29 protein-coding genes are annotated in these 26,477 nt (G+C 36.4%); 1 reads left to right on the forward strand and 28 read right to left on the reverse strand.

Annotated features, from left to right (window positions below; translation table 11 throughout):
• Position 1: 1 nt before the first annotated feature.
• The 3 genes from hydG to BBF96_RS09205 form a co-directional block, all read right to left on the reverse strand.
• On the reverse strand, positions 2-1,384 hold the full coding sequence (gene hydG / locus BBF96_RS09195; RefSeq protein ID WP_127016871.1) for a [FeFe] hydrogenase H-cluster radical SAM maturase HydG: 1,383 nt from the start codon (positions 1,382-1,384) through the stop codon (positions 2-4).
• A 219-nt stretch (positions 1,385-1,603) separates the two neighbouring features.
• A complete protein-coding gene (locus BBF96_RS09200) occupies positions 1,604-2,002 on the reverse strand; it encodes a hypothetical protein (protein WP_127016872.1) in 399 nt (132 codons plus the stop codon).
• Between the two features lie 13 nt (positions 2,003-2,015).
• Complete coding sequence (locus BBF96_RS09205; RefSeq protein WP_127016873.1) at positions 2,016-2,444, reverse strand: tetratricopeptide repeat protein; 429 nt, start codon at positions 2,442-2,444, stop codon at positions 2,016-2,018.
• A 214-nt stretch (positions 2,445-2,658) separates the two neighbouring features.
• Between BBF96_RS09205 and BBF96_RS09210 the strand changes: the two genes are divergently transcribed.
• Positions 2,659-4,215 carry an IS1182 family transposase gene (locus BBF96_RS09210; protein ID WP_127016741.1) on the forward strand — a complete coding sequence of 519 codons (1,557 nt, stop codon included), beginning with the start codon at positions 2,659-2,661 and terminating at the stop codon, positions 4,213-4,215.
• A 123-nt stretch (positions 4,216-4,338) separates the two neighbouring features.
• On the opposite strand, the gene BBF96_RS09215 is transcribed toward BBF96_RS09210, so the two are convergent.
• The 25 genes from BBF96_RS09215 to BBF96_RS09335 form a co-directional block, all read right to left on the reverse strand.
• Positions 4,339-6,081 carry an NADH-dependent [FeFe] hydrogenase, group A6 gene (locus BBF96_RS09215; protein WP_127016874.1) on the reverse strand — a complete coding sequence of 581 codons (1,743 nt, stop codon included), beginning with the start codon at positions 6,079-6,081 and terminating at the stop codon, positions 4,339-4,341.
• A gap of 6 nt (positions 6,082-6,087) precedes the next feature.
• Positions 6,088-7,884 carry an NADH-quinone oxidoreductase subunit NuoF gene (nuoF, locus tag BBF96_RS09220; RefSeq protein ID WP_127016875.1) on the reverse strand — a complete coding sequence of 599 codons (1,797 nt, stop codon included), beginning with the start codon at positions 7,882-7,884 and terminating at the stop codon, positions 6,088-6,090.
• A gap of 52 nt (positions 7,885-7,936) precedes the next feature.
• Positions 7,937-8,287, reverse strand: coding sequence for a (2Fe-2S) ferredoxin domain-containing protein (locus BBF96_RS09225; protein WP_127016876.1), 351 nt, complete (start codon positions 8,285-8,287; stop codon positions 7,937-7,939).
• 33 nt (positions 8,288-8,320) lie between these two features.
• Positions 8,321-8,812 carry an NADH-quinone oxidoreductase subunit NuoE gene (nuoE, locus tag BBF96_RS09230; RefSeq protein ID WP_127016877.1) on the reverse strand — a complete coding sequence of 164 codons (492 nt, stop codon included), beginning with the start codon at positions 8,810-8,812 and terminating at the stop codon, positions 8,321-8,323.
• A gap of 352 nt (positions 8,813-9,164) precedes the next feature.
• The gene (locus BBF96_RS09235; RefSeq protein WP_127016878.1) at positions 9,165-10,106 is read right to left on the reverse strand and encodes a Kae1-like domain-containing protein; all 942 of its coding nucleotides are present in this window, start codon (positions 10,104-10,106) and stop codon (positions 9,165-9,167) included.
• Complete coding sequence (nusB, locus tag BBF96_RS09240) at positions 10,103-10,531, reverse strand: transcription antitermination factor NusB (RefSeq protein ID WP_127016879.1); 429 nt, start codon at positions 10,529-10,531, stop codon at positions 10,103-10,105. Before nusB ends, BBF96_RS09235 begins: the two co-directional genes overlap by 4 nt.
• Positions 10,532-10,557: 26 nt before the next feature.
• On the reverse strand, positions 10,558-10,791 hold the full coding sequence (locus tag BBF96_RS09245; protein ID WP_127016880.1) for a DUF2273 domain-containing protein: 234 nt from the start codon (positions 10,789-10,791) through the stop codon (positions 10,558-10,560).
• Between the two features lie 21 nt (positions 10,792-10,812).
• Positions 10,813-11,364: an alkaline shock response membrane anchor protein AmaP gene (gene amaP, locus BBF96_RS09250; RefSeq protein WP_127016881.1), complete on the reverse strand. Its 552-nt coding sequence runs from the start codon at positions 11,362-11,364 to the stop codon at positions 10,813-10,815.
• A gap of 13 nt (positions 11,365-11,377) precedes the next feature.
• Positions 11,378-11,770 (reverse strand): Asp23/Gls24 family envelope stress response protein, encoded by a 393-nt coding sequence (locus BBF96_RS09255; protein ID WP_127016882.1) that lies wholly within the window; start codon positions 11,768-11,770, stop codon positions 11,378-11,380.
• 45 nt (positions 11,771-11,815) lie between these two features.
• Complete coding sequence (gene accC, locus BBF96_RS09260) at positions 11,816-13,165, reverse strand: acetyl-CoA carboxylase biotin carboxylase subunit (RefSeq protein ID WP_127016883.1); 1,350 nt, start codon at positions 13,163-13,165, stop codon at positions 11,816-11,818.
• Positions 13,166-13,190: 25 nt separating this feature from the next.
• Positions 13,191-13,667: an acetyl-CoA carboxylase biotin carboxyl carrier protein gene (gene accB, locus BBF96_RS09265; RefSeq protein WP_127016884.1), complete on the reverse strand. Its 477-nt coding sequence runs from the start codon at positions 13,665-13,667 to the stop codon at positions 13,191-13,193.
• Positions 13,668-13,959: 292 nt separating this feature from the next.
• Positions 13,960-15,162, reverse strand: coding sequence for an ISL3 family transposase (locus tag BBF96_RS09270; protein ID WP_081499421.1), 1,203 nt, complete (start codon positions 15,160-15,162; stop codon positions 13,960-13,962).
• Positions 15,163-15,427: 265 nt separating this feature from the next.
• Positions 15,428-16,024 (reverse strand): SpoIIIAH-like family protein, encoded by a 597-nt coding sequence (locus BBF96_RS09275; protein WP_236777797.1) that lies wholly within the window; start codon positions 16,022-16,024, stop codon positions 15,428-15,430.
• A gap of 10 nt (positions 16,025-16,034) precedes the next feature.
• Positions 16,035-16,652 carry a stage III sporulation protein AG gene (spoIIIAG, locus tag BBF96_RS09280; protein ID WP_164730985.1) on the reverse strand — a complete coding sequence of 206 codons (618 nt, stop codon included), beginning with the start codon at positions 16,650-16,652 and terminating at the stop codon, positions 16,035-16,037.
• 11 nt (positions 16,653-16,663) lie between these two features.
• A complete protein-coding gene (gene spoIIIAF / locus BBF96_RS09285) occupies positions 16,664-17,278 on the reverse strand; it encodes a stage III sporulation protein AF (RefSeq protein WP_127016886.1) in 615 nt (204 codons plus the stop codon).
• Positions 17,279-17,282: 4 nt separating this feature from the next.
• Positions 17,283-18,467 (reverse strand): stage III sporulation protein AE, encoded by a 1,185-nt coding sequence (spoIIIAE, locus tag BBF96_RS09290; RefSeq protein ID WP_164730986.1) that lies wholly within the window; start codon positions 18,465-18,467, stop codon positions 17,283-17,285.
• A gap of 22 nt (positions 18,468-18,489) precedes the next feature.
• Complete coding sequence (gene spoIIIAD, locus BBF96_RS09295) at positions 18,490-18,876, reverse strand: stage III sporulation protein AD (RefSeq protein WP_127016888.1); 387 nt, start codon at positions 18,874-18,876, stop codon at positions 18,490-18,492.
• Positions 18,877-18,892: 16 nt separating this feature from the next.
• Entirely contained in the window at positions 18,893-19,087 is a 195-nt protein-coding gene (spoIIIAC, locus tag BBF96_RS09300) for a stage III sporulation protein AC (protein WP_127016889.1), read from the reverse strand.
• 22 nt (positions 19,088-19,109) lie between these two features.
• Entirely contained in the window at positions 19,110-19,628 is a 519-nt protein-coding gene (locus tag BBF96_RS09305) for a stage III sporulation protein AB (RefSeq protein WP_127016890.1), read from the reverse strand.
• A complete protein-coding gene (gene spoIIIAA / locus BBF96_RS09310) occupies positions 19,621-20,616 on the reverse strand; it encodes a stage III sporulation protein AA (protein ID WP_127016891.1) in 996 nt (331 codons plus the stop codon). The genes BBF96_RS09305 and spoIIIAA overlap by 8 nt, the downstream gene beginning before the upstream one ends.
• Positions 20,617-21,106: 490 nt before the next feature.
• Entirely contained in the window at positions 21,107-21,664 is a 558-nt protein-coding gene (gene efp, locus BBF96_RS09315) for an elongation factor P (protein ID WP_127016892.1), read from the reverse strand.
• Positions 21,665-21,883: 219 nt separating this feature from the next.
• Positions 21,884-22,609 carry an ABC transporter ATP-binding protein gene (locus tag BBF96_RS09320; RefSeq protein WP_127016893.1) on the reverse strand — a complete coding sequence of 242 codons (726 nt, stop codon included), beginning with the start codon at positions 22,607-22,609 and terminating at the stop codon, positions 21,884-21,886.
• On the reverse strand, positions 22,606-23,901 hold the full coding sequence (locus tag BBF96_RS09325) for an efflux RND transporter periplasmic adaptor subunit (RefSeq protein WP_127016894.1): 1,296 nt from the start codon (positions 23,899-23,901) through the stop codon (positions 22,606-22,608). The genes BBF96_RS09320 and BBF96_RS09325 overlap by 4 nt, the downstream gene beginning before the upstream one ends.
• A 13-nt stretch (positions 23,902-23,914) precedes the next feature.
• Positions 23,915-25,162 (reverse strand): ABC transporter permease, encoded by a 1,248-nt coding sequence (locus BBF96_RS09330; RefSeq protein ID WP_127016895.1) that lies wholly within the window; start codon positions 25,160-25,162, stop codon positions 23,915-23,917.
• Between the two features lie 13 nt (positions 25,163-25,175).
• Positions 25,176-26,471, reverse strand: a complete 1,296-nt coding sequence (locus BBF96_RS09335; RefSeq protein ID WP_127016896.1) for an ABC transporter permease — start codon at positions 26,469-26,471, stop codon at positions 25,176-25,178.
• Positions 26,472-26,477: the final 6 nt, after the last annotated feature.

The following is a 26,477-nucleotide window of genomic DNA, read 5'->3' on the forward strand; positions in this document are numbered from 1 at the left end:
CTTAAATATTCAGATCTCGTTCACCCTGCTTGATCCTCTTTAACCGCTTAATGGTCCATTCCTTCATTTTTGGATCAGGAATTAATTCCAACTGCTCTTTGATCGTCTTCTCTCCCACAGCCTTAGTTTCGGGAGATGCATAATCCTCCAGATATTCCTGGAAAGTGAGAATGGCATTAGGTTGACACAGATTATGTATTTTACCTGTTTTCGCCAATTTCATGAACCTCTCACCGGTTCTTTCATTGCGATAGCAAGCGGTACAGAAACTGGGTAAATACCCTAATTCACAGATTCGGCGTATAACTTCATCTGGCGGACGATGGTCAGGGTTGTCAAATTGAGAAGAATATATGTGATTTTCTTCAAGTCTATTACTATAACCTCCTACATCGGTGCAAGAACCCGCACTCATCTGAGAAACTCCTAACGCAATCAACTTATCACGATCTTCAGCAGTCTCACGGGTAGAAAGAATTATTCCAGTATAAGGCACTGCTAATCGGATTATAGCAACAATCCGTTTAAATTCATCATCACTTACCAGGGCAGGAATTTTTGACTTATCTACACCAAGGGCAGGCCGCCATCTGGGAACAGATATGGTATGTGGCCCAACTCCCAATACTTTGTCCATATATTCCGCATGCTTAAGAAGTGCAACTACTTCAAATTTATAGTCATAGAGTCCAAATAGAACACCGATTCCCAGATCATCTAGTCCAGCCTCAAAGGCCCGATTATGAGCTGTCAGATGGTAATCATAATCTGATTTGGGTCCCGATGGATGCATCTTTTCATATGTTTCCCGATGATATGTCTCCTGAAAGAGCTGATAGGTTCCAATCCTTGCTGCTTTAAGTTTGCGATATTCCTCAACTCCCGTAGCTGCAATATTAACATTAATCCGGCGAATATCTCCTGCATTATAGATAGTTTCAATTGCTTCAACTACCCTATCAATATGAGCATCGTGAGGATCTTCACCAAATTCGATGAGAAGACGTTTGTGGCCTAAAGATTCTAAAATCTTAACCTGTTCAATAATCTCCTGACGAGTTAAGGTTTTACGGAATAGTTTTTTATTACTGGCCCTAAAACCGCAATAAACACAATTATTGATACATTTATTGCTAATATATAATGGCGCAAATATAACCACCCTTTTACCATAAATCCGATTCTTTACTTCACGAGCCGCAGAGAAAAGTTTTTCCGTTAGTTCGGGGTCATTGATTTGCAATAATACTGCAGCTTCCTTAGGCGTTAAACCTAAAGCCGCTCGTCCCTTTTCAATAATCCTTTCAATCTCTTCATGGGTTGCCTTTTTTGCCCTTTCCAGAATATCATAAATTTCCAATTCATTAATAATTTGTTCTGTCATTCGCTTACCCTCCTTTTCTAATAACTATTGTAAGGCACTTTGTGAAAAAAATCAACAAATTTTATTTCTACATATTCTTTTTTTCCAAAATTAAAATAAATTGGCCTTCAACTATAATATTTTATAAGGAAAACTTATTGATGCTGGGGAAAAAAATTATCCACAACTGTATAATTTCTCTGGTAATAAAAAATAAGGGTTCGTATATTTCTAAACCACTTAAATAATCCCCTTTTCCTGGTTGTATTCCCAGAGATAATCAGGTCGACTCCTAACAATTTTCTTTAATTTAGCAATCTGATCTCTGGCCTTCTGATTGGTTGGCTGATATTCTACAACTCTTTCAAAACAGTAAAGTGCACGGCCAACTGCATCTGTCTCAATGAAATATTCGGCCAATACAAACCATGCCCGCACATGTTCTTTTTTCTCTTCAATAATCTGGCGGAGTAAGATTTCTGCTTCTTCTTCCCTTCCCTCTTTTTTTAAGCTAAGGGCTGCTTTAATCTTACCATCATATGGATCTTCTGATAAAGTCTTCTTTAAATCTGGCTGATCAAAACTATCGATTTTATGTATTTTTTTCTTTTTTCGCCGAAAGAAATCGAAAATACCCATCACTTTCCCTCCTTTACTTAATTTTATAGAATTCTGGGGCCATCTTGTATTCGATATAATAACTTAATTCTTTATCTACCAGTGGTTTTATTTCTTCCAGTTTTTCTAATGCCTTTTCATTCTCAGGTTCCATCTCTAAAATCTTTTCTATGCAGTAATAAGCTCGACCAATACGGTTAAGCGATTCTTCAATCTCTAAAAGAAGCCACCAGAGTTTTATATTATTTACTCCTTCTTTAACCCCATCCTTTAAAATCTGTTCTGCCCGAACATATTCCCCTTTCTCCTTCAACTTGCGTGCCATTTGCATTAAGTCTGAACTGGTGAGAATCAGTTTTTTATCTTCAGCTTCACTTAATTTGTTTTCAGGCGGTTTAGATGTTTTTTTAAAATAGGATTCCTTATGACTGAACAATCTCTTTAAAAAACCAATGATACTCATAAGTTTCCTCCTTTCAACTGCTATTTTGTACATACATATGCAAGAAATCTATTAAAGATGATTCAATATAATAAATCCTATTTTAAAAAAAATGCGCAAAAAATGGGGCTGTCCCAAAAGTCCCTTTATAACCCCCAAAAGTAAATATTAAAAGAAAGGTGTTGTCAGAAATTTTTATAAAGACAACACCTTTTTTTTATGGTAAAATATAAATATGAAGAGGAAAAACCATAATAAAAAGACATTTATTGAATATAATATGAATCAGACAATGTTGCCTTTGAGTTTTGATGTGTTTATTCCTGAAAATCATTTAGTAAGGGTGGTAAATTCAGCTATAGAAAGGATGAATATTGAACCCCTGCTTGAAAAATATAAAGGTGGGGGTAGAAGCAGCTACCATCCGAAAATGATGCTTAAGGTTATAGTATATGCCTATACTCAGAGAATATATTCATCAAGACGAATTGCCAAGGCACTTCGGGAAAATATTTATTTTATGTGGCTTAGTGGTAACAATAAACCTGATTTTCGGACGATAAACCGATTCAGATCAGAGATCATGAAAGATGTTATTGATGAGGTATTTGCATCAGTATTGGAACTTCTTATAGAAGAAGGATATGTAAAGTTAGAGAATTACTTTTTAGATGGTACAAAAATAGAAGCTAATGCAAACAAATATAGCTTTGTCTGGAGAAAAGCGACAAAGAAGTACAAAGCAAGGCTTAGGGCAAAAATTAATGAACTTTTAAAAGAGATTGAGAAAACCAACGAAGAAGAGAATAGATTGTATGGGGATAATGACCTGGAGGAGATGGGTGAAGGAAAAGAAATAGATTCAAAGAAACTCGAAGAAAAAATTAAGGAACTTGAAGAACGTCTAGAAAAGAATTCCAAAAACAAGAAGTTAAAGAAAACAATTAAAGAGCTCAAGACTAAATGTCTTCCCAGAATGAAAAAATATGAGCAACAGGAAGAGATTTTAAATGGACGAAACAGTTATTCTAAAACAGATACTGATGCAACTTTTATGAGAATGAAAGAAGACCACATGAAAAATGGGCAATTGAAGCCCGCATATAATGTTCAGATAGGTACAGAGAATCAGTTTGTAGTTGGTTATAGTATTCATCAAAGGCCGGCAGATTCAAGATGCTTAATACCTCATTTAGAAAAAGTAAAAGAAGTTACAGGTAAGATTCCGGAGAATGTGATAGCTGATTCAGGTTATGGTAGTGAGGAAAATTATGATTACTTAGAGAAAGCTAATACTAATATTTATGTTAAGTATAATACTTTTCATAAAGAACAAAAGAAGAAGTTTAAAAATGATATATTTAAAGTAGAAAACTGGCCGTATGATAAAGAAAACGACGAGTTTATTTGTCCTGCTCAAAGAAGACTCATTTACTGTAAGACAAAAGAAATTAAGACTGAAAATGGATATACTAAACAAATTAGATATTACAAATGCGAAAATTGTGATGAGTGTGAGTTAAAAGAAAATTGTACCAAGGCCAAAGGTGATCGAGTAATAAGAATAAATTTTAAATTACGTGAATATAAGCAAAAGGTAAAGGAAAACCTTTGTTCCGATAAAGGTATGAAACTCCGTTCTCAAAGAGCAATTGAAGCGGAATCTGTCTTTGGAAGGATCAAAGGTAATTGGTCATTCCGGAGATTTCTGCTTCGTGGCCTTGAGAAAGTAAAAATTGAATGGGGTTTACTGTGTATAGCCCATAACCTGGCTAAACTGGCAACAGTATAGAATGTCAGGTATGGGTTTTTATTTTCTTAACAGAAAAATTTTCAATGAATTTGAAATGAACAATGAAAAAAGGGGCTGTCCCAAAAGTAATTAATTACTTTTGGGACAGCCCCATTTTTTTATCTATTCAGATTTTTTTACTACAGGATAACGACCTCTCCTGGTATAGTGCGTATGCAATAACTCATGAGATTTATGCCCTAATGGCTTTTTAAGAAACTCCTTATATAGCTCTTGAACTGCAGGATTTTCGTGAGATTTACGCAGTGGTTTATTCTTATCATCTTCGTAAAGTCCCCGTGCACGGGCAGCTCTTATTTCATCATTAGTTGGGAATGGCTGACCGCCACCACCAATACAGCCACCAGGACAAGCCATTATTTCAATGAAGTGATAATCTGCTTCACCTTTTGCAATCAAGTCCATCAATTTCCGGGCATTACCCAGACCATGGGCAACGGCAACTTTGATCTTTTTACCGTTAAAATCTACTTCTGCTTCCTTAATACCTGTAAGACCACGAACAGCTTTTAGCTCAATATCTGGCATTTGTTCACCAGTTACTACTTCGTAAGCTGTTCTTACCGCAGCTTCCATTACTCCACCAGTCGTACCAAAAAGGGTACCAGCACCTGTATAAATACCCATTGGAGCATCAGCTTCTTCATCGGGTAGGTTAACAAAGTCAATACCAGCCTCTTTGATCATCCGTGCCAGCTCCCGGGTAGTGAGAACAGCATCTACATCCTGATAACCGCTGGAGTTCATCTCAGGACGCTGGGCTTCAAACTTTTTAGCAGTACATGGCATAATCGATACACTAAAAATTCTGGCAGGATCAATACCAACTTTTTCAGGATAGTAAGTTTTGACCAGAGCACCGAACATTTGCTGTGGAGATTTACAGGTTGAAAGATGCGGTATCAACTCAGGATAAAAATGTTCAATATATTTAATCCAGCCTGGACTACAACTTGTAATCATCGGCAGAGTCGCATCAGGATCATTGAGTCGTTCAATCAATTCATGTCCTTCTTCTACAATGGTCAAATCAGCTGTAAAGTTGGTATCAAATACTTTATCAAAACCTAATCGACGTAAGGCAGCATAAACTTTTCCGGTAACTAAAGTACCTGGTTCTAAACCAAATTCTTCACCTATAGCAACCCGTACAGCGGGAGCAATTTGAACAACAACGTGTTTTTCCGGATCTCCTAAAGCTTCCCAGACCTTAGCTGTATCATCTTTTTCATAAATTGCACCAACAGGACATGCGTGAATACATTGCCCGCACATGGTACAGGCTACATCATTTAACGGAAGGCTAAAGGCTGGCGCAACAATAGTATTAAATCCACGGTTTTGACCACCTAAAACGTGAGCCTCCTGGATTTTTGCACAAACAGCTTCACATTTTCGACAGAGAATACATTTATTTGGATCACGTACAATTGAAGGGCTTGAAGTATCTTTTGGTAAATCCCTTCTAGCACCTTCATAAGGTATTTCACGAATTCCAAGATTTTCAGCAAGGGTCTGTAGTTCGCATTTGCCATTTCGTTCACAGGTCAGACATTCCATTGGATGGTCGGAGATCATCAATTCTACTACAGTTTTTCGTGCTTCCCGGACTGCTGGCGTATTAGTTTTAATTTCCATTCCTTCTGTTACAGGAGTAACACAGGAAGCAACCATTCGGCCATTTGCCTCAACAACACAGACCCGGCAAGCACCTATTTCATTAATTTCTTTCATATAACACAATGTTGGAATTTTTATTCCGGCGCTTCTGGCAGCTTCCAGAACTGTAGTACCCGCTTTAACTTGAATCTGTTGACCATCTATAGTTAAATTAATCATTTCCATCTGCTCTCACGCTCCTTTTCCAATAGCATCAAAGGGGCATTTTTTAGCACATGCGCCACAGGCAATACATTTTTCATTGTCAATTATATATTTTCCATCTTCACCTTTACTGATGGCATTTACTGGACAGATTTTAGCACAGATACCGCAGCCCTTGCATTTCTCAGCATTAATCTTAAACTTTAAGAGATTTTTACAAATTCCAGCAGGACAGATCTTATCTTTAATATGAGCTTCATATTCATCTCTAAAGAATCTTAGAGTACTCAAAACAGGATTGGGAGCAGTCTGTCCAAGACCACAAAGAGCAGTAGCCTTAATATTCTTAGCTAAACGTTCCAGAAGTTCGATATCTCCCTCTTTACCTTCACCTTTGGTGATCCGTTCTAAAATTTCCAACATCCTTCTGGTACCAACCCGACATGGGGTACACTTACCACAGGATTCATCAACTGTAAACTCAAGAAAGAAACGGGCCACATCAACCATACAGTTATCTTCATTCATTACAATCAAACCACCAGAACCCATCATAGAACCTATTTCTTTAAGAGAATCATAGTCAATTGGAATATCTAAATGTTCTTCCGGGATACAACCACCTGAAGGACCACCTGTCTGAGCAGCTTTAAATTTCTTGCCTTCAGGAATTCCGCCACAAATATCGTAAATAATCTCCCGTAAAGTTGTACCCATTGGTACTTCTACAAGACCTGTATTATTAATATCACCGGCAACGGCAAATACTTTAGTACCTTTACTGTTTTCGGTACCATATTGGGTAAACCAGTCTGCTCCATTTAAGATAATAGGCGGAATATTAGCATAGGTTTCAACATTATTTAACAGAGTCGGTTTACCCCAGAGACCTTTTTGAGCAGGAAATGGCGGTCTAGGTCTTGGCTCACCTCTTCTACCCTCAATAGAATGCATGAGAGCTGTTTCCTCACCACAGACAAAGGCACCCGCACCAACACGAATTTCCAAATCAAAATCAAAACCTGAGCCAAATATATTTTTACCTAAAAAGCCAAATTCCCGCGCTTTTTCAATAGCATTACCCAAACGTTCCACTGCTAATGGATACTCAGCACGAACATAAACATAGCCCTGGCTAGCACCGATAGCATACCCTGCTATAGCCATAGCTTCAATAATACTATGGGGGTCACCTTCAAGGATACTTCTATCCATAAAAGCACCTGGGTCGCCTTCATCAGCATTACATACTACATATTTTTGAGGACTTTGCGATTTTGCAGCAAATTCCCACTTCAAACCTGTAGGAAAACCGCCACCTCCACGGCCGCGTAATCCAGATTTTTTAATCTCCTCAATAACCTCTTTCGGCTTCATCTGAGTTAATACTTTACCTAATGCAGCATAACCATTTCGAGCAATATATTCTTCAATTCTATCAGGGTTTATCACACCACAATTTCTTAAAGCAATACGGGTCTGTCCCTTTAAAAAATCTATCTCATCAACCTTTTCTACAACTTTCTTGGTAGTAGGAACAGTATACATCAAACGCTTAACAGGTCTACCTTTTAAGATATGCTCCTCTACAATCTCTTTGACATCTTCAGGTTGTACATTACAATAGAAAACACCCTCTGGATAGACAATCATAACTGGCCCAATGTCACAGGTACCTATACAACCTGTCTTAACCACCATAATTTCTTTATCTAAACCCTGGTCTTTTAATTGCTTTTCCAATTCAGATTTTACAGAAAGACAATTTGAAGAAATACATCCTGCCCCTGCACAGATCAAAATATGGGCTCGATAAAATTCCATTAATACCCCTCCTTCTACAATGGCTACATTGATTTAGAAATTTTTAAGGGGGTTAAATGACCCACTCACTGCAAATTGTTTTATTAACCAGATGCTGAACAACCATCTTTCTAGCTTTTTCTGCATCCATTTTTCCATACATGACTTTTTGACCGTCCATCTCTACAATCACTATTGGCTCTTCAGAACAGCGTCCAGGACAAGAGGTTTGAGTTACGGTAATCTGTTGTAAATTTCTCTTTTTAATTTCATCCATAACAGCAGTCAATACCTCACGGGCTCCGGCAGCAATTCCGCAGGTCCCCATAGCTACAGTAACCCGGGCAATCTCTTTACCTTCACGCAGATTCATGTATTCCTGAGCCTTCTTTTTCAACTCATTCAACTCATTTAAAGATTTCATCTAATATCCACCCTCCCAAACCAGGTCACAGATTTAATCATATTTTTTCAAAATTTCCGGAATCTTGTCGGGGGTTAAACGTCCATAAATATCATCACCAATAGTCATAACAGGTGCTAAACCACAGGCCCCAAGACAACGGGTAATCTGCAATGTAAATTTACCATCAGCAGTAGTCCCGCCCTCTTCAACGTCCAGGATATCTTTCAATTTTTCAACAACTTTATCGGCTCCTTTAACATAACAGGCTGTTCCCATACATACTCCAATTGTGTATTTGCCTTTTGGTTCCGTAGAGAAAAAAGAATAAAATGTTACAACACCAGAGACTTCGCTTACAGGTACATCTAAACCTTTAGCCACATAAATCTGAACATCTTCAGGCAAGTATCCGAAAATTTCCTGCGCCTGATGAAGAACCGGAATCAAAGCACCAGGCTTACCCTTATATTTAGCGATAATCTCATCTAATTTGAGATACCGCTCGTCTTTAGTACCGGAACACTGGCATTTGCAACTACTCATTCGTCATTCCTCCTTTTTAAGCAAGGCAATTTTTGTGAAAGTTATCCCAAGAACATATATAAGTTAGCTTTTAAAATTTAAAATACCACCCCCCCTTTTTTTATACCAGCGCAAAACTTCTACAAAATAAAACACAAATTTGCAAAATTCAAAACATTTTACTGACACTTATTCTTATATTCTCTTTAATTGCTGGATAAAATCATAAAAACTTAAATATTTTATTGGTGGGAAAATTCACATTTTATTGTAAACACAAAGTTATTATAATTCATTTTACTGCTTATTTCAAGGCAAAAAGACTAAAAAATAAAAATTGTCATTTAATTAACGGAAATAAAATTGCTATAAATTACCTCAGTAAAAATTTTATTACTGCAATACCCACAGCATTATCCCGACTGTAGTGAGGTTTTGCAAAATAAAGTCTAGCTCCCACTGCCGGGTGCTCTAACCGTCGGATAAGTCTCTCTTTAATAAAGCTATTGGCAGCAACTCCCCCTACAAAAAGAACTTCCTTAAGTCCTGTTTTTTCGATTGCTTTTAAAAGCACCTTTTCTACCGAATTGGCAATACACCGAAAAACAGCAAAAGCCACTTTCTCCGGTTCCACTCCGGCTCTTATTTCCCGTTCAGCAGCTGAACACGGACCAGAAAAACTCACCATATAACCTTCAACAGATGATGGCAGCCTGATGCCATCACCTAATTTCTGCTTCCGGGCCAGCTCCTCTAGAGCCGGGCCGGCAGGAAATTTAAGTCCCAGCATTACCCCAATCCGATCCACAAACTGGCCGGCATGAAGATCACCAGAACTTCCTAAAAGCTCAATCCGAAAACCGCCTTTATATGGTTCGACCCGTAAAAGATCGGTGGTTCCTCCGGAAAGATGCATAGCTAAAAAAGGGCCCTTTGGCATAAAACCAACAGACCAAAGCCCTGCTGCCAGATGTCCTTCCTGATGGGTGGAAGGATATAATGGTACACCTAAGGCTTTTGCCACTGCTCTGGCATAACCTTCTCCTACTTTAAAGACAGGCATATATGACCCTTCAATAGGACGGGGTTTCATACTATAACAGATCCCGGTGATGCTGGCCCGGTATTTATCAAGAACTTTTTCCAATAAATCAGGTAAATTTTTCAGATGTTGAAAGACAGCCTCTGATTGTTGAAGCCCTCTTTTACCTTCGGGCACATTTAAAACAATCCTCTTATCAAAAAGAAGCTGTTGTTCTTTAGAAACAACAGCTACTGATGTAGTATAATTACTGGTATCAATACCCAAAATCATTTTATTTCCTCCTGTTTTTCCTCTAAAGACTTAGAAAAAGCTCCAAGTATACCGTTAATAAATTTAGCTGATTTTTCAGTACTGTACTCCTTAGCAATCTCTAAAGCCTCATTAATTGCTACACTATCTGCCACATCATCTATATATAACATCTCAGCAATGGCCATCCGCAAAATACATAAATCTACCTTAGCCATTCGATCAATACGCCAATCTTTTGAAAACTGCTCAATCTTTGAGTCAATCTCCTCTAAATTTTCTATCACCAGAGGAATCAATTTTTGAGTATAATCAGCCTTCGCCGCATCCGGTTCCCGCTCAATAAGATTAGCAAGGGTTTGCGAGGCATCAAGATTACGGAAATTTGCTTCGAATAAAGCCTGTAATACCCAGATACGTTGTTGTCTACGAGCTATACGTTCCATTCTAACCCAATTCCTCCTTGCTAATTTTAGTCATGGGGAGGAAGAATCCGGTCTATAAGATCCCGAAAATCCTCATGGTTATCAACTTTTTTTCCAATCACAAAACCAATAATGCTGCAACCAACAATAAAAAAAGTTTTTAATAGACCAAGGGTCAGGAGCAATATACTAATTAAAAACCCGGTCAAAAGGCCAATTATCTTCCCCCGGTGATGGTAAAATATTTCCAATAACCGGGTTAAAACTTCAACTAAATCCAATCCTGATTCACCTCACTTACCCTATCTGACCCGTATAGTCGAACCAGAACTCTTTCTCAACGTTTCTATCTTGTCAACCATTACCATTACATTATCCACTTTAAGCCCAACAACTTTCAACAAATATTCACTGACCATCTCTCCCAACTCTTTTGAAAGAGTGGGGATATTGGCATTAGTGGTAACTGTCAACTTAAGATAAATATTAAAAATCTGCTTTTTGATATCAAATTTGGTTTTAACATTTTTAATCCCGGGCTGATCTAAAACCAGCTGCTCTATTAAATCCTTTAAAGCTGAAATACTAATCCGGACTTCCCCCATTTCATTCTCCTGAACAATAGTCTGAACACTCTGGTTACTGGTAGAAATGAATGACTGTAAAAGCCAGCTTCCCAAAAGAAATAAAACTAAAGAGACCAGACCAATCTGCAGATTCTGATATGTAGATTCTAATAATAATGGTAAATATACCCGGGGTAGCCATCCAAAGGCGTAAATAGCTATAACAAAAGTCAAAAATAGAAAAAGAATTGTCAATATAAAAAGACTCAAGCGATGGAAAAATTTCATTTTACTACCTCCACTATTTTACCCTGGCCGGAAGTTCTTCTTCATTATTCTCCTCATTATGAAAACTTATACCCTGAACATGAACATTTACCTCTACTACATCAAGACCTGTCATACTCTCAATGGCTTTTTTTACATTCTCCTGTACCCGCCAGGCCACATCAGGAATAGAAACTCCATAATCCATAATCACATATAAATCTACTGCTGCTTCCTTCTCACCTACTTCTACCTTTACACCTTTAGAAAGGTTCCGTTTACCCAACATCTCGGCAATACCGCCAACAATTCCACCACTCATCCCAGTTACTCCTTCAATCTCAGTAGCAGCCAGACCAGCAATGATACTTACAACCTCATTGGCAATACGAATCGCACCTATACTTTTTTCATTTGCTGATGGCATAAAGCAGAACACCTCCTAATAGTTTCGACCTTTCATAGAAAAAATTTAATCCTGATTTAGAATTCTCCGCTGAATAAAATTCGTGTAAACCTCTCCGCGGCGGAAAAAATCATTATTTAAGACCTTTTTATGGAATGGAATCGTGGTCTTAATTCCTTCAATCACAAATTCATTTAAAGCCCGCTTCATCCGGTCAATAGCCTCTTCACGATTAGCCCCCCAGACAATCAACTTACCAACCATCGAATCATAATAAGGTGGAATCGTATAACCCTGATAAACTGCACTATCGACTCTAACTCCTGGACCTCCCGGTGGTAAATACCTGGTCACAGTACCGGGAGAGGGCATAAAATTACGCTCTGGATCTTCAGCATTGATCCGGCATTCAATAGAAGTTCCAATAATCTGAATATCGTCCTGTGTTAAAGCCAGTTCATGACCTTCTGCAATCCTGATCTGGGCTTTAATCAGATCAATTCCTGTAATCATCTCAGTTACAGGATGCTCCACCTGAATCCGGGTATTCATTTCAATGAAATAAAAATTATTATGTTTATCCAATAAAAATTCTACCGTTCCGGCATTGACATAATTTGCTGCTTTAGCAGCTTTAATCGCCATCTCACCCATTTTACTTCTTAATTCAGGAGTGAGAGCAGGAGAAGGTGCCTCTTCAATCATTTTCTGGTGACGGCGTTGAATGGAACAATCCCGTTCACCCAAATGAATCACATTTCCATAATCATCTGCTAAAATTTGAAACTCTATATGCCGCGGTTCTTCTACATATTTCTCCAGATAAACATGTGCATTTCCAAAAGCTGCTTCAGCTTCTGCACTTGCTGTATTAATTGCCCTAATCAGATCTTCTTTATTGTAAGCAACCCGCATTCCCCGACCGCCTCCACCAGCAGAGGCTTTAATGATCACAGGATACCCAATCTCTTCAGCCTTATAAATAGCCTCATCTATATCCTGAATGGCGTCTTCAGTTCCAGGGACTACGGGAACCCCTGCCTCAATCATAGTTTTGCGGGCAATGGCTTTATCCCCCATCTTTTCAATAGTTTTGGGCTTAGGACCGATAAAAACAAAACCGCATTCTTCACAAACCTCAGCAAAATGAGCATTCTCAGAAAGAAAACCATAGCCCGGATGAATAGCATCTACCTTGGCAATACTGGCAACACTCATAATATTGGGGATATTTAAATAACTTTTAGTAGAGGGATTTGGCCCTATACAGTAGGCTTCATCAGCAGCCTGTACATGTAAAGCATTACGGTCAGCTTCAGAATAAATGGCAACTGTTTTGATTCCCATCTCACGACAGGCTCTAATAATTCTTACTGCAATTTCTCCACGGTTTGCAATCAATATTTTTTTAAACATCTATTTTTACCTCCAACTGATACAATTATTTTTCTGGATCGATTATGAATAAAGTCTGACCGTATTCTACAGGCTGGCCATCCTCTACTAGTATATCCACTATTTTTCCGGTAAATTCTGCTTCAATCTCATTCATTAATTTCATAGCTTCAATTATACAGAGAGTTTGACCTACTTCAACCCTATCACCCACTTTGACAAACGGATCAGCTCCAGGACGAGGTGCTCGATAGAAAGTACCAACCATTGGAGCCTTAACTGGTTCACCTTTTTTATCAGGTTTTTCTTCTGATTCAGGTTCTTTAGTTTTAGTAGCATTTAAAACCCCAACTGCATGGGGTACTGGATTTGGGTTGACCTGGATGGTCTGATTTTGACCTAACTCAACCTGTACTCCACCTTTACGCAAAACCAGCCTGGTCTTTTCAGTTTCCAATTCCAATTCAGTAATCTCTGTTTCATTAATCAATTGGATTAGTTCTTTAATTTCGCTAATATTCATCTGTTTTCCTCCTTTTGAACTATGAATAGTATAAAAATATTTCCTTCTTTTTACGATTCCACTCAAAATCATTTTTTATCCGTACATAGGATAAATGTTCCTTAAAATTAAGACCAGGTACTAAATTTTTTATTCGACATAAATCTTAAATTTCCTTTAATTAAGTGAAAAGTAGGGCATGAAAAATGTTCATACCCCACTTAAAAAATAAGGCTCTCCGTCAAATGTTGTGAAAGATAAGTTGGCTCCGTTGAATTGATTGGTAAATTGATTTTGAAATAAACATTTAAATTTAATAACTTAACATTGCATTAAATACTCTTCTCCTTAGATTCATAACATTTGGAACACCATATCCAATCCTTTTGATCAATTTAATCTTGTTATTGATACCCTCAGCAAAGCCATTGGTTATCTTAGTCTTAAAATAATTTAGTATTTTTTCTTCCCATCTTTGTATTATCTTTTTTACCTGGTAAAAAGGCATCAGCTTGCTTTTTATTACTTCTTTATACCACCTTTTTAGAGCTCTGGTGGCTTCTTTCACATCATCTAGCTGCAATAAGTCTCTGAATTCCTCTTTTAATTCCCAGGCCTTTTCTAGAGCTGGACTGAGTTCAAATAATTTGATGAGCTTTTCATGTTCTTCATCTGTCAATTCTTCAGCTCGTTTTTGGAGTAATAAACGACTTTGAAAAAACTTTCTTCTCTGATGATTATTTACTGTTTGTTGAACTTGTTTTCTAACTTCATCAAGGGCTCTGTTCATTAAAGTTACAAGATGAAATTTATCTATAACAATTTTTGCATGAGTAAATGCTGCATCTGCTACTGCTTTGAACGGCCGCCACATATCCATAGAGATCGATTGAATCTGTCGTCTTTGTTCATCTTCCCAACAATTAAAGTAGTCAATTAAATCATCCTTTTTGCGAGTAGGTAAAATGTCAATTAACTCCCGATTAATTGGATCTGTAATGCTAACTCCATATTTATGGCGTTTTAAAACTGCAAATTCATCGATACTGATGGCTTTTAATTGACTAAGTTTTGAAACTTGTTGTTTAATGAGAGGGTCAACTACTTTTTTAACTGCATTATTAACAGCTGTATAACTTAACCCGTTTTCTCTAGCAACTTTAGAATAATCCTTGCTGACAGTTTCTTTAGCAAGATATTTATCAAAGCGTTTGGTTTTACGGGCATATTTATCAATACTTTCATATTTTTCAGGGATACCCCTCTTATGACAATAAGGACAACGATATCTTTTCTTTAGAAGTCTAATGATTACTAGTTTACCTCTTATGGGGATGTCTCTAATATTTTGCCATTTTGTATCATGGATTTTATTAGTGATATTACCACACTGAGGACACACAATGTGATTTTTCTTTGCTTCAGCGATAAAAATATATCTGTCCTCCGTTGAAATAATTTCAGTTGCAATAATGTCTGGCAAATCAAGAAATTTTATGATATTATTATATTGCATTTGCTGGACTCCTTTCTTTGGTTTTTAGTTCGCAACTAATTAATTCAACGGAGCCAGCAAATGCCTTTTTATTTTTTATAATTTTTTCTTCACAACATTAATTATAGACCCAAAAATAATAATTAATTAAACTGCAAAAAGCTAATTTTGAACACTATTGAATTTTTTTGTTAAACCATTTTAGTGAAATTTCAGTCGAACTTTAGATGATTTAAAAAATTTCTTTATAAAGTGAAAAATTAGCTTTTTGCAGTAAAATCATAATTCAGTCGATATCGGTTATCCGCTTTTCAATGATAGTAATATCCTCTAACCGTAAGTCCGTAATTTTAGTGACAATATCACCAATCTTGGTTACATCTGTTTCAGTCAGTCCATCTGTTTGTATGATTAAATCAATAGAGTTTTCGTGCATATAAGCCAGAGCATCATAAAAACCGCGTGCCCTAATTAGACTTTCTATCTCCATCTCCTGTTCAATATGTCTGGTTAAACGGAGTAGTGCCTCTTGAGCATTCTTTTTGATACTGGGGTCTACATTGGGATTATTAATCATCTCCCGATAAATATTAATCTGCTCACTTCTGGCTTTATCCCTTTCCAGACGGTATTGAACAAAAAAGTCCTGATTTTGCTTCTTTTCTTTTACTCCGGTAAATTGAATTTCTATCATATCCTGATTATTCTCCCCTGTTTCATCTGCTTTTTCTATAATTACTGGGGTAGTACTGGGTTGAGAATTATTCTGCGCTGGTATTTCACTGGGATTAGAATTTTGATAGATCAGAATAGATGAAACCATTCCAATCCAGAACATAAAGACAGCAAACCAGATAATTCTTTTTTTAGTTTCTCTTTTCACGTACTTTCACCTACCTTTTATAGGGTAAAACACAGATTTTATGTAAAGGTATTCCCAGAACCGTATTCACCGCTCTGGTCAATTCAGCATTTACTTTTGGATTACTCGCCCCTTCTGCTACTACTAATACTCCTTTGATGATAGGAGATTTTTCTGTACGAACTACAGGTTTTTCTTCACCATTTTTATCTCTGATAATGACAATATCCTGTGATTCGGAGCGATCTTTGATAATACGAATACCTCCTGAATTATCACGTTCTTCTGTTTCACTATTGGAGATGGAAGTGTTGAACCCGTAAATATATTCCGGGCCCTGTTCAATGGTGATATCTACTTCCACTTTCCCGACTCCCTCAATCAATGATAAAACCTTTTTCAAACGTTCTTCCAGCCTTTCCTCATAACTGTTAGAATTAATTTCATCACTAAAAACCTGAACTATCTCCTTTTTTTGATTACCACTTACGGGAAGAAAACTTTGAGAAGGCTTCATCATATTGCTTACAAGCATCAAAAGTATTCCCGCCATAGCCAGCAGACTGATATACATAAGAGCATTTTGGCGTTTATTTTTTCCATTCTTTTCATTGGGGTTAAAGAGAAAATCCCAAAGTTTTTGTAACATAATCATTCCTCCTATTGAATACTGATCGCCTCCGGTTTTAGATTATAAAAACTCATAACAAGCTTTGCTATTTTCTCTCTAATCCTCTCCTTTTTCTCAACATCTAAAATCTTTTTCTTTTCCTCACTACCCTTCCTGGAACCAATGGAAATCTCAACGTTTTTCACCGGTTTTATTTCTGAATCTTTAGGATCCGATTTTCTCTCTTCAACAATGGATAAACTAATTTGAACTGATTGAATCTGTCCCTTTTCAGTTACCTGAACTTCTACATCAGCTTTTTCAACCTCAGGTTGGGTCAAAATCAAAGCCTGAATCTGCTGCTGTAATTGACGCTTGAATGCCGTAATAGCTAATTTTCGGTTATGCTGTTTAATTGCTTCACCTTTATGTTGAATAAATTGCTGTTCCTTTTTGGTTGAGACATCTTCAAAGGGATAAAATACATCAAAATCTGAATCAATTAGACTTAAGATAGGATTTAAAACCGTTAAAAAAATGAAGAAACTTATCACTATTTTCAGGTACTTTCTAATTGAACTATTGGGCAAAAGCATCTCCACTAAACTGGCAAATATCACAATAATTACAAGATCTCTGACCCAATCTTTTAATATCTCAATCATATTATCACCTCAGCATTACTGTCATATTGGCTATACCCACCATTATTGTTATAACAATAAAAAACATAATAGCTACTGTCGTTACAGATAAAAAGACCAGCATTAATGTATTTCCTAAATTATTAATTGAATCAACAATAATATCTTCTCCAATAGGTTGAATGATAGCGCTTATCAGTTTATAAATGACAACTAAGGCGAGGATTTTAACAATGGGAAATACTACAGTAATGAAAATAATAAGCATTCCGATTAAGCCTATAGCATTCTGAATCAACAATGAACAGCCTACCACCAATTCCAGAGCATCAGCAAACATTCCACCAATAAAAGGTACAAAGGCCCCGGTCAGATATTTAGCCGTCCGTAAGGAAATACCATCTGCTACCGAAACAGCTACACCTTGAATTAAAATAACTCCAAAAAAGATGACTAATGAGAGTCCTAAAATGGTAATTCCCATCTCTTTAATAAACCCACCCAATCTGGAAAGACGAAATTCTCCAGTAAAACTGCTGACCACACTTAAAACTACTGCCAGAGAAATCAACGGGAAGACTACCATTTTGATCACAGTAGCAATCAAACTGACAACAAGAAAGATCATAGGTTGAAAGATAGTGGCAGAACCTACTGCACCTATACTGATAAGGAGAGTAAATAATGTGGGGAGCAAAGCATGCATAAAATCAACCATATCTTTAATAGTTCTGCTACCAATTCCAGCAGCCATTGAAAAAGAATTGAGAGCAATAACCACTAAAAGCAGGTAAACAAATCCATTAGATAACTTAGCAACTCCTGGATTATTAAAGGCCTCCTGAAATACATTCAAAAGAGCTGCAATTACAGCAAGTACCAGAAGCTGACTCAACAACTTTATATTCGCCAGAACTTCTCTAAATAGTGTATTCCAGATCCCTCTTATAAATTTTCTCCAATCAAATTTAAGCCCTCCGTGAATAAACTTTTTCACCATCTCTGTAAAATTCAAAGTAGGAAGTACCTGATCCATCTCTTTATTTAATCTATTAACTACTTTCTGGATATTCTCCAGGGATAAATCCTTAAGCTGTTCTTCTAAAATAGTATCCACATCTGGCCCGGCTTCTTCTAAAGCAGCAACGGTTTGCGAAAAAAAACAGAGTAAAAAGAGAATAACAATTCGGATTACTCTTCCTTTTATCATCTTCATTTCACCTTTTCTTTTTTTAAGGTAAAATTTTTACTATCGACTCCATAATGGCAATCATAATTGGTAAGGCAATAATCATAATTAAAATCTTAGCCGCAAATTCAATCTTGGCAGCTATCACTCCTTCACCTGCATCTCTACAGATTTGAGCTCCAAATTCAGCGATATAGGCAATACCGATAATCTTAAAAATAGTTGTAATATATGTTAAACTGATATTGGCCTTAATCGCTAACTGACGAAGGACATTAACTACTCCTGTAATTTTGTCCATCATCAATATAAAGATTAGCACTCCTACCAAAATCGTTAGCTGAATGGCTATTTCTGGTTTGTGTTCTTTGATAACCATTATTAAAATAGTAGTGATAATACCGACTCCGACAATTTGAAAAATTTCCACCTTTTATCACCTCTGCTTACAGGCCAAATACCGCCCGGATTTCACCAAAAAGTTGAGAAATCAACCTGACAACCCAGAAAAATGAGATCAATACTGCACTAAGAGTAACCATCTGAGCGATCTCTTTTTTATCAGCCTGGTCTAAAACCAGCTTAATCACCGCCACAAAAATACCCAATCCAGCAAGCTTGAAAATTAGATCAATTTGCATCTTATCCACTCCTCTTTTAGAATTAATATAATAAAATAACCAGAGCAATACCGGTTAAAATACCTACATAATTCCATAAACGGCTCATCTTTTCTCCTTCTTCTCTGGATTTTAGTTCCAACTGTTCTAAACGTTTCTGGGCAACTTTTAAATGCCGAATCTGATCCTGATCATTGGAATTACCCAACGCCCTACCAAATTGTTTCAGCACTTCCCAGTCTTCAGCTTTCAAACAAAAATTTCCCTGGGATTCGTCTATCGTCTTCTGCCAGGCCTGATCTGTTGTCATTCCCCGAGAGAATTGAAGATATTTATAAAAGAGTGCAAAAAACTGTTTATGCGGTTGAGGAGAAATTGAAGCCAATCTTTTCATCGCTTGGGGTAGAAGTGTCTGAACATAACCAATTTCTGTCTCTAACAGATGTAATGCTGTATAAAATTCCTGTAATTCTCGTGTTCTTTGGGTATATTGATAGCCCATAAGCCGCCCTCCAATTAAACCTGAAACAATGATTATAAGACTTCCAATGATTTTAACCATATCGGAATCGCTCCTTTACAGCTGGCCCGACTTTAAAAATTTTTGTTAAATCCTGATCATAGACTCCTTCAATGGTTCCGGCTCCGTTACGATTACTCAAAAGAACATAACGGGTAAATATTTTACTTGTAAGCAATTCTTTTAAAATAGGTCTATCCATTAATTCCCTAAGATTACTACCGTGGACAGTTACAATCAACCGGATTCCTGCCCTTACTGCTTCTTGAATCGCTGCTACATCCTCCGCACTACCGATTTCGTCAGTAGCAATAACCTGAGGAGACATGGAACGAATCAAAAGATACATCCCAGTAGATTTGGGGCAATGATCTAAAACATCAGTCCGTACTCCAAGATCATGATGGGGTATCCCCTGAAAAGAACCAGCCAGTTCAGAACGTTCATCCACTACCCCAACTTTAAGCCCACTAAATCCAGACCAACCATTGCTTAATTGTCTGATAATATCCCTAAGAAGTGTAGTTTTACCACAGCGAGGCGGTGAAACAATCATAGTATGATGGATATCTCCAGATGCTTTAATTAACTGAGGAATAACAGGATTAGCACATCCCTTTATTTCCCGGGTAATACGGAAATTAATACCTGAAAAATCTTTAATTTGATCGATCTTGCCAGCCTTTATAATTCCAGATCCTACAAATCCTACCCGGTGTCCCCCGGGAATAGTGATAAAACCCTGCCTCAATTCTTCTTTAAGAGCATAAATAGAGTGATTACTCAAAAAGAGAATAGCCTGACCCAAATCATCCCTTTTGATAATTTCTCCCCTAAACGGGTCAGTATGTAATCCATCTTTTCCAAGAAAAAGATCTCTGTCACCTAAAATTAGATTCAAAGGCCGATTTACTCTTAATCGAATCTCCTGCAATTTATCAAGTTCTTCATCTTTGAGAAGTTTAAAATAACTTCTCAATCTCTGTGGTAAAAACTTTGCAATCTCTTCAGTAAAATCTTTTCTATCCATCTTCGATCCTCCAGAATATCTTTCTTTATATAAATATCTATTTATAAAAGGGTAATGATATGCAAAATTTCTTAAAAAGAAATAAAAAAAGTCCCCCTCATCTTGATATGAAAGGGACTGTTAAAGAAATTCGGATTAAATACAAAACGAACTAAATGATGATTAAACTGCAAAAAGCTAATTTTGAGCGACATAGAAATTTTTCGCTAAACCATCTTAACAAAATTTCAGTCGAAATAAGGTCTCATCACAGGATGTGATGAGCTAATCAAGGGCCAGGAAGGCCCTTTGATTAAAAAGCCTTATTTCAGCTGAAATCAAGCTTTAGATGGTTCAAAAAATTTCTCAAGGAGCAAAAAATTAGCTTTTTGCAGTTTAATTATCAAAATAATTTTATATTCAGTTTACTACTATTTTTCTAGCATCTTTCTATTGAACAATAACCCAAACATCATACTACATTTAAAAACCAGACTGAATACAGTCTGGCTTAAACCCGGGTGATATATTCACCTGTACGGGTATCTACTTTAATTATATCACCTTCATTAATAAAAAGAGGAACCTGAACTACTTTACCTGTTTCCAAAGTAGCAGGCTTACTTCCACCAGACACAGTATTTCCGCGAACTCCAGGTGGTGTCTCTACTACCTTTAATTCAACAGTAACAGGTAAATCTATACCAACTGGTTTGCCTTTATAAAGCTGTACTTTGATCATATCATTTTCTTTTAAATAATCAATTGCATTACCCAATGTTTCCTTTTCCAGTGTCATCTGCTCATAAGTTTCGGTATCCATGAAAACATAAAGATCATCCTGCTTGTACAAAAACTGCATTTCCCGGGTATCCAGGTAAGCTCTTTCAACTTTTTCACCAGCTTTAAAAGTTTTTTCAATTACATAACCGGTCTCAACATTCTTCAATTTGGTTCGTACAAAAGCAGAACCTCTACTCCGTTGAACATGTAAAAACTCTATAATGGTGTATAATTCACCATCTACTACAATTGTAAGTCCATTGGAAAAATCATTAGTAGAAATCATCTTAAATTACCTCCTTAGTTAAAATATTTAAATAAAACTTAAAAATATACTGCCAAAAGCTAATTTTGAGTGATATAAAAATTCCCTTAAGCGAAAAATTAACTTTTATACAAAAACTAATTTTTTACAGCAAAAATCATCAATTTAATTCTATCATATGTTTAGGTTATAAACAAGGCCTGAATTCTACCAACTAAACAGAACTCTTTTTATACAATTCTAAACAACATTTTTTATCAATTCTTTAATATCAACAGTTTCTTCTTCTTCTATCAGTCTATCAACAACCACCTGTCCGTCCATAAGACCTACTAAACGTTTCCCATAAGACCCGACAATAGGATCATGAGTAACTACTACTATCGTTACCCCCTCTTCCTCATTAAGTCTTTTGAAAATCTCCATAATTTCCCGACCTTGATAAGTAGCTAAATTTCCTGTCGGCTCATCTGCCAAAAGCAGTGTAGGATTATTAGCCAGGGCACGGGCTATGGCAACTCTCTGCTGTTCTCCACCTGAAAGTTGACTGGGATAATGATTAAGCCTATGACCCATATCCAGTGATTTAAGAAGCTCAATGGCCCGCTCTTTTCGTTCTTTCAATCCTACCCGGGCATACATCAAAGGAACCATCACATTTTCCAGAGCTGTTAACTCAGGAAAAAGATTATAACTCTGAAAAACAAATCCGAAATGCTGATTTCTTATGCGAGAAAGTTCACCATCTGTCAATTCAGTAATATCTACATCTTCTATTAAATACTCTCCTTCTGTCGGCAGATCCACCCCCCCAAGAATATGTAATAAAGTAGATTTACCCGAACCACTTGGCCCCATTACAGAAACAAATTCTCCCCGTTCAATAGTCAGATCTATCCCTCTTAAAGCATGAACTTCAACTTCTCCCATCTCATAGATTTTCTTAACACCTTTTAGTTTAATCATTTCTCCAATCCCCCTTCAAGATTCACCTGAATCTCATCTAAATGAATAAAATTATCATAAGAACTAATAATAATCAAATCACCTTTTTCAAGACCACTTTTCACCTCAATATAGTTGCCATTCACAATTCCAAAATTGACCGGTACCTTTTTCGCAATATCTCCTTCAATTCGATACACAAACCTCTCCTGACCGCTGCTCAGATATCTTCCCCGGGGTAGAGCTAGACGATTTTTTAATACTCCTACCTGAATTTCTAAAGATACTGAAGTCTGAACCCTTAAATCTTCCGGTACTTGATCAAAATTCACATTAATCTCTACAACAGATTCCCTGGCAACAGGAGCAATAGAAGTTACCTGTCCGGTATAAACATATCCCCCCACAACTATCTTGACTGGCTGTCCTACCTTGACTGCGTTAATATCAGCCAGAGAAACCTCTCCCACGACCATAAAAGATTTATCATTTATAATCCTGGCTACTATACTTCCTGGATTCAACCTGTCTCCAACCTTAACAGATAAATCTATTAATCTTCCATCAATAGTAGCTCTAATCCGAGTAAATCGCAAATTCTTTTTCAGTTCTTCCACCACCTGAGCCTGTTCTTCAATAGCAGCATTTATTTCTTCTACAGCCATCTGCTGTTGTTTTATTGTAAATTTTTTTAAATCTTTTGTATCAATTAGAGATTTATAAGTATTGTCTAATTTCTCCCGTTCCTCTTCTAATTTTGCTTTTGAAATTTCGCCCAATTCAAAAAGCTTCTCCCAGATAGGTAATTGTTCTTTTGCTTTTTCATAAAGTTCTGTAAGATCCTCAATCTCCTGTTCTAATTGTTTTAACTCCCGCTCATGTTCTAACATCAACTGTTCTTTTTCTCTTATCTTTTTAGCATATTGAAATTCGGCTTTTGTCAACTCTTCTTTTAGCTGTTCATAATCAAGCTCTATCAATACATCACCTTTTTTTACCAGACTACCAACCTGAGCATTAACCTTAACTACAGTCCCGTCAATAGGAACTTTAATTTCTGTTTCTTCACCAGCAACTACAGTTCCTTGACCGGGAACTGTGATAATAAAATCACAGACACCAACCCGTGCCATTTCAAACTCTTGTAATTTGAAAACTTCTTTTTTAGGAACAAATAGATAATAAGGAATAATGACAATTAAGGTCAAAACAATTAAAATAAACAAGAGCAATTTAAGATTTCTAATTTTATTAGTCTTTCTTCTTTTGGCAGGACGGGCTTTAATAATGGGTTCATTTTTTATAAATGTCACCACCTGTTTTAAATCAATTTTCTCTAATAGCTTCTACTGGAGCTAAAGATGCAGCTTGAATAGCTGGATAAAATCCAGTAATCAAACCAACACAGATTACACTGCCAAGAGCAATTAACACAGGATATAATGAGAGGGTAGCCTGAACATCCTCAAATACATTGAAAAAACTTTTTAAAAGTAGTTCATTTATAATCGGTTTTATGCTAAAATAGGCCAGAATTGTTCCCAGAATTCCACCAATCAATGAAATCAGTACAGATTCTAATATAATCTGTTTAATAATACTTAAACGGCTGGCCCCCAAAGCACGTCTTAATCCAATCTTCCGGGTACGTTCAACAATACTCACCATCATCATACTCAAAATACCAATAGAACTGACCACTAGGGCTATAAAAGCAAAAGAACCAAAAAATAGCCCATAGATTATTGCAATTTTTTTTCGAGCTTCACTTTTATAGTTATCCAATTTCTGAAAAACAAGACCCATTCCTTCTTCTCTAGCAGAAAAACTTAAACCTTCATGTTCATGGGCAAATAAGATATTCAATTCCTCTTTAGCCTCAGCCAGTTTTCCTTTTTTGCAAAGAACCCATAGACTGGAATATAATTGATTAGATGAAACTTCCCCAACAAAGGTAGTATAAGGCATTAAGAAATGAATGTCATTCCCACCCGGAAATTGTTTTTCCATTGTAAATATGCCAATAATCTTCAATGATTGAACTGGATTACCAAATCTTTTTCTATAAATCACTTTGCCAATACCGCTCTCTTCACCAAAAAGTTGTTTGTTGACAACATCAGAGATAACTACCACTTGATTTCGCTGTTCTATATCAGATTTAGTAAAAAATGCACCTTCCAAGATCTTAATTTTCATAATACTAGCAAATTCAGCACCAACACCATAAAATTTATTATACTTGTAGGTTATTCCTCCGTACTCCACAGTTCCGCCAATATCTTCCTCAACAATCGTCACTCCTTCAAGATAATTACTCTTTTTTTGAAAATAATCTACCATATCTGGAGTAAATGCAGATGCCATCATCCTGTTTGTTCCGGTTATTTTACCATATTCAACCTTTAGTAATAAATCTTGATACGGATTTGAATTACCCAACACCGAAAAGACAAATGACAATACAACAATAATGGAAGCAGTTCCCACTGCCACCTGAAGCAAAATTAACCCCGTTCTGATAGGTCTTTTTTGAAACATTTTCAATGCAAACTGAAAACCATGTATCAACATCTTCTTTCCCCCTTTAATCTACCCGGAGTGCATCTACAGGACATACCTGGGAAGCCTGAATCGCTGGATAAAGTCCAAAAATAAGACTTATTAAAAGAGTAATTCCACTCCCCACAACCCAGGTAAATAATGTCAAACTTAAAGGATAATTAACCAATTGACTCAACAATTTCAATCCGCCAAAGGCTATAGCCATACCTAAAAGATTTCCAAAAACCCCTAAAATGATTGCTTCAACCAGAAATAAGATAAAAATATCCTTTCGACTGGCCCCCAGAGCAGCTGAAATTCCGATATGCTTATATCTTCTTAAAACCCGGGCCATCATTAGATTTAAAATATTTATTGACGCAATTAATAAAACTGCACATGAAAAAATTACAATAAGCTTACCAATATTTATAAAAGAATTTTTTATTTTATTCTGGTAAAGATAACGACCATGTATACCTATCCCATTGGGATATCTATATCTTACAATATTTTTTAAATTATTATAAAATTTATTTAAATCCACACCTTCGTCAGCCATAATATAAATACATTCTACTAACAAGTTTTCATCAGCATCAAATTTATAACTAAAATAAGGAATATATGCTATTTTATTTAATTTATCACTTGCTCCTATCCCAGTTATGTAGTCCCTTTTTTTTACATCAACATCTTTATGAACAACACCAATTACTTTAAATTTTCCAAAACGAAGCCATAATTCCTGTCCAACAGGATTTTGTTCGCCAAAATACAATTTTGCCAATTCATCACCAAGGACAACCACCTTATTCTTATTAATTACATCAAAATCTCTGAAAATATCTCCTTTCAGCAGATTTAAATCTGCAACAGCAAATATTTCTGGTGTCGCTAAACAAAATTCAATATCATATTCGCCCCGATCACCGCTTTGGGTTTTAAAAGCCTTCAAATCAGACCTATCCTGCATTCCTCCTGAAATTTCCCTAACCATTCTGGAAATCCAAACATATTTTATTCCCTCCAGATTAGCCTTTTTAAACTCCAAATAATCATCAAAAGTTAAGTTAACTACTTCTTTCTCTGAATAAAACCTTTTAAGAGGCGTAGACTCATCACTTTTAAATTCAATCTGGGAAGGTACAATTTGAAAAGTTCTGCCATTAATTGAATTAATAATATCCGAAGCCTGTTTATTAAACCCTTCAATCAATCCCAACACATTACAGATAGCACCTACACCCAGAGCAATTCCCAGAATAATTAAAATTGATTCCAACAATCGCTGCCGGATTTGCCTTAATACCCAAAAGATAACATCCAGAATAGACAAAAGCTA

The organism is Anoxybacter fermentans (genome assembly GCF_003991135.1).
In the GTDB taxonomy this organism is placed as follows: Bacteria; Bacillota; Halanaerobiia; order DY22613; family DY22613; genus Anoxybacter; species Anoxybacter fermentans.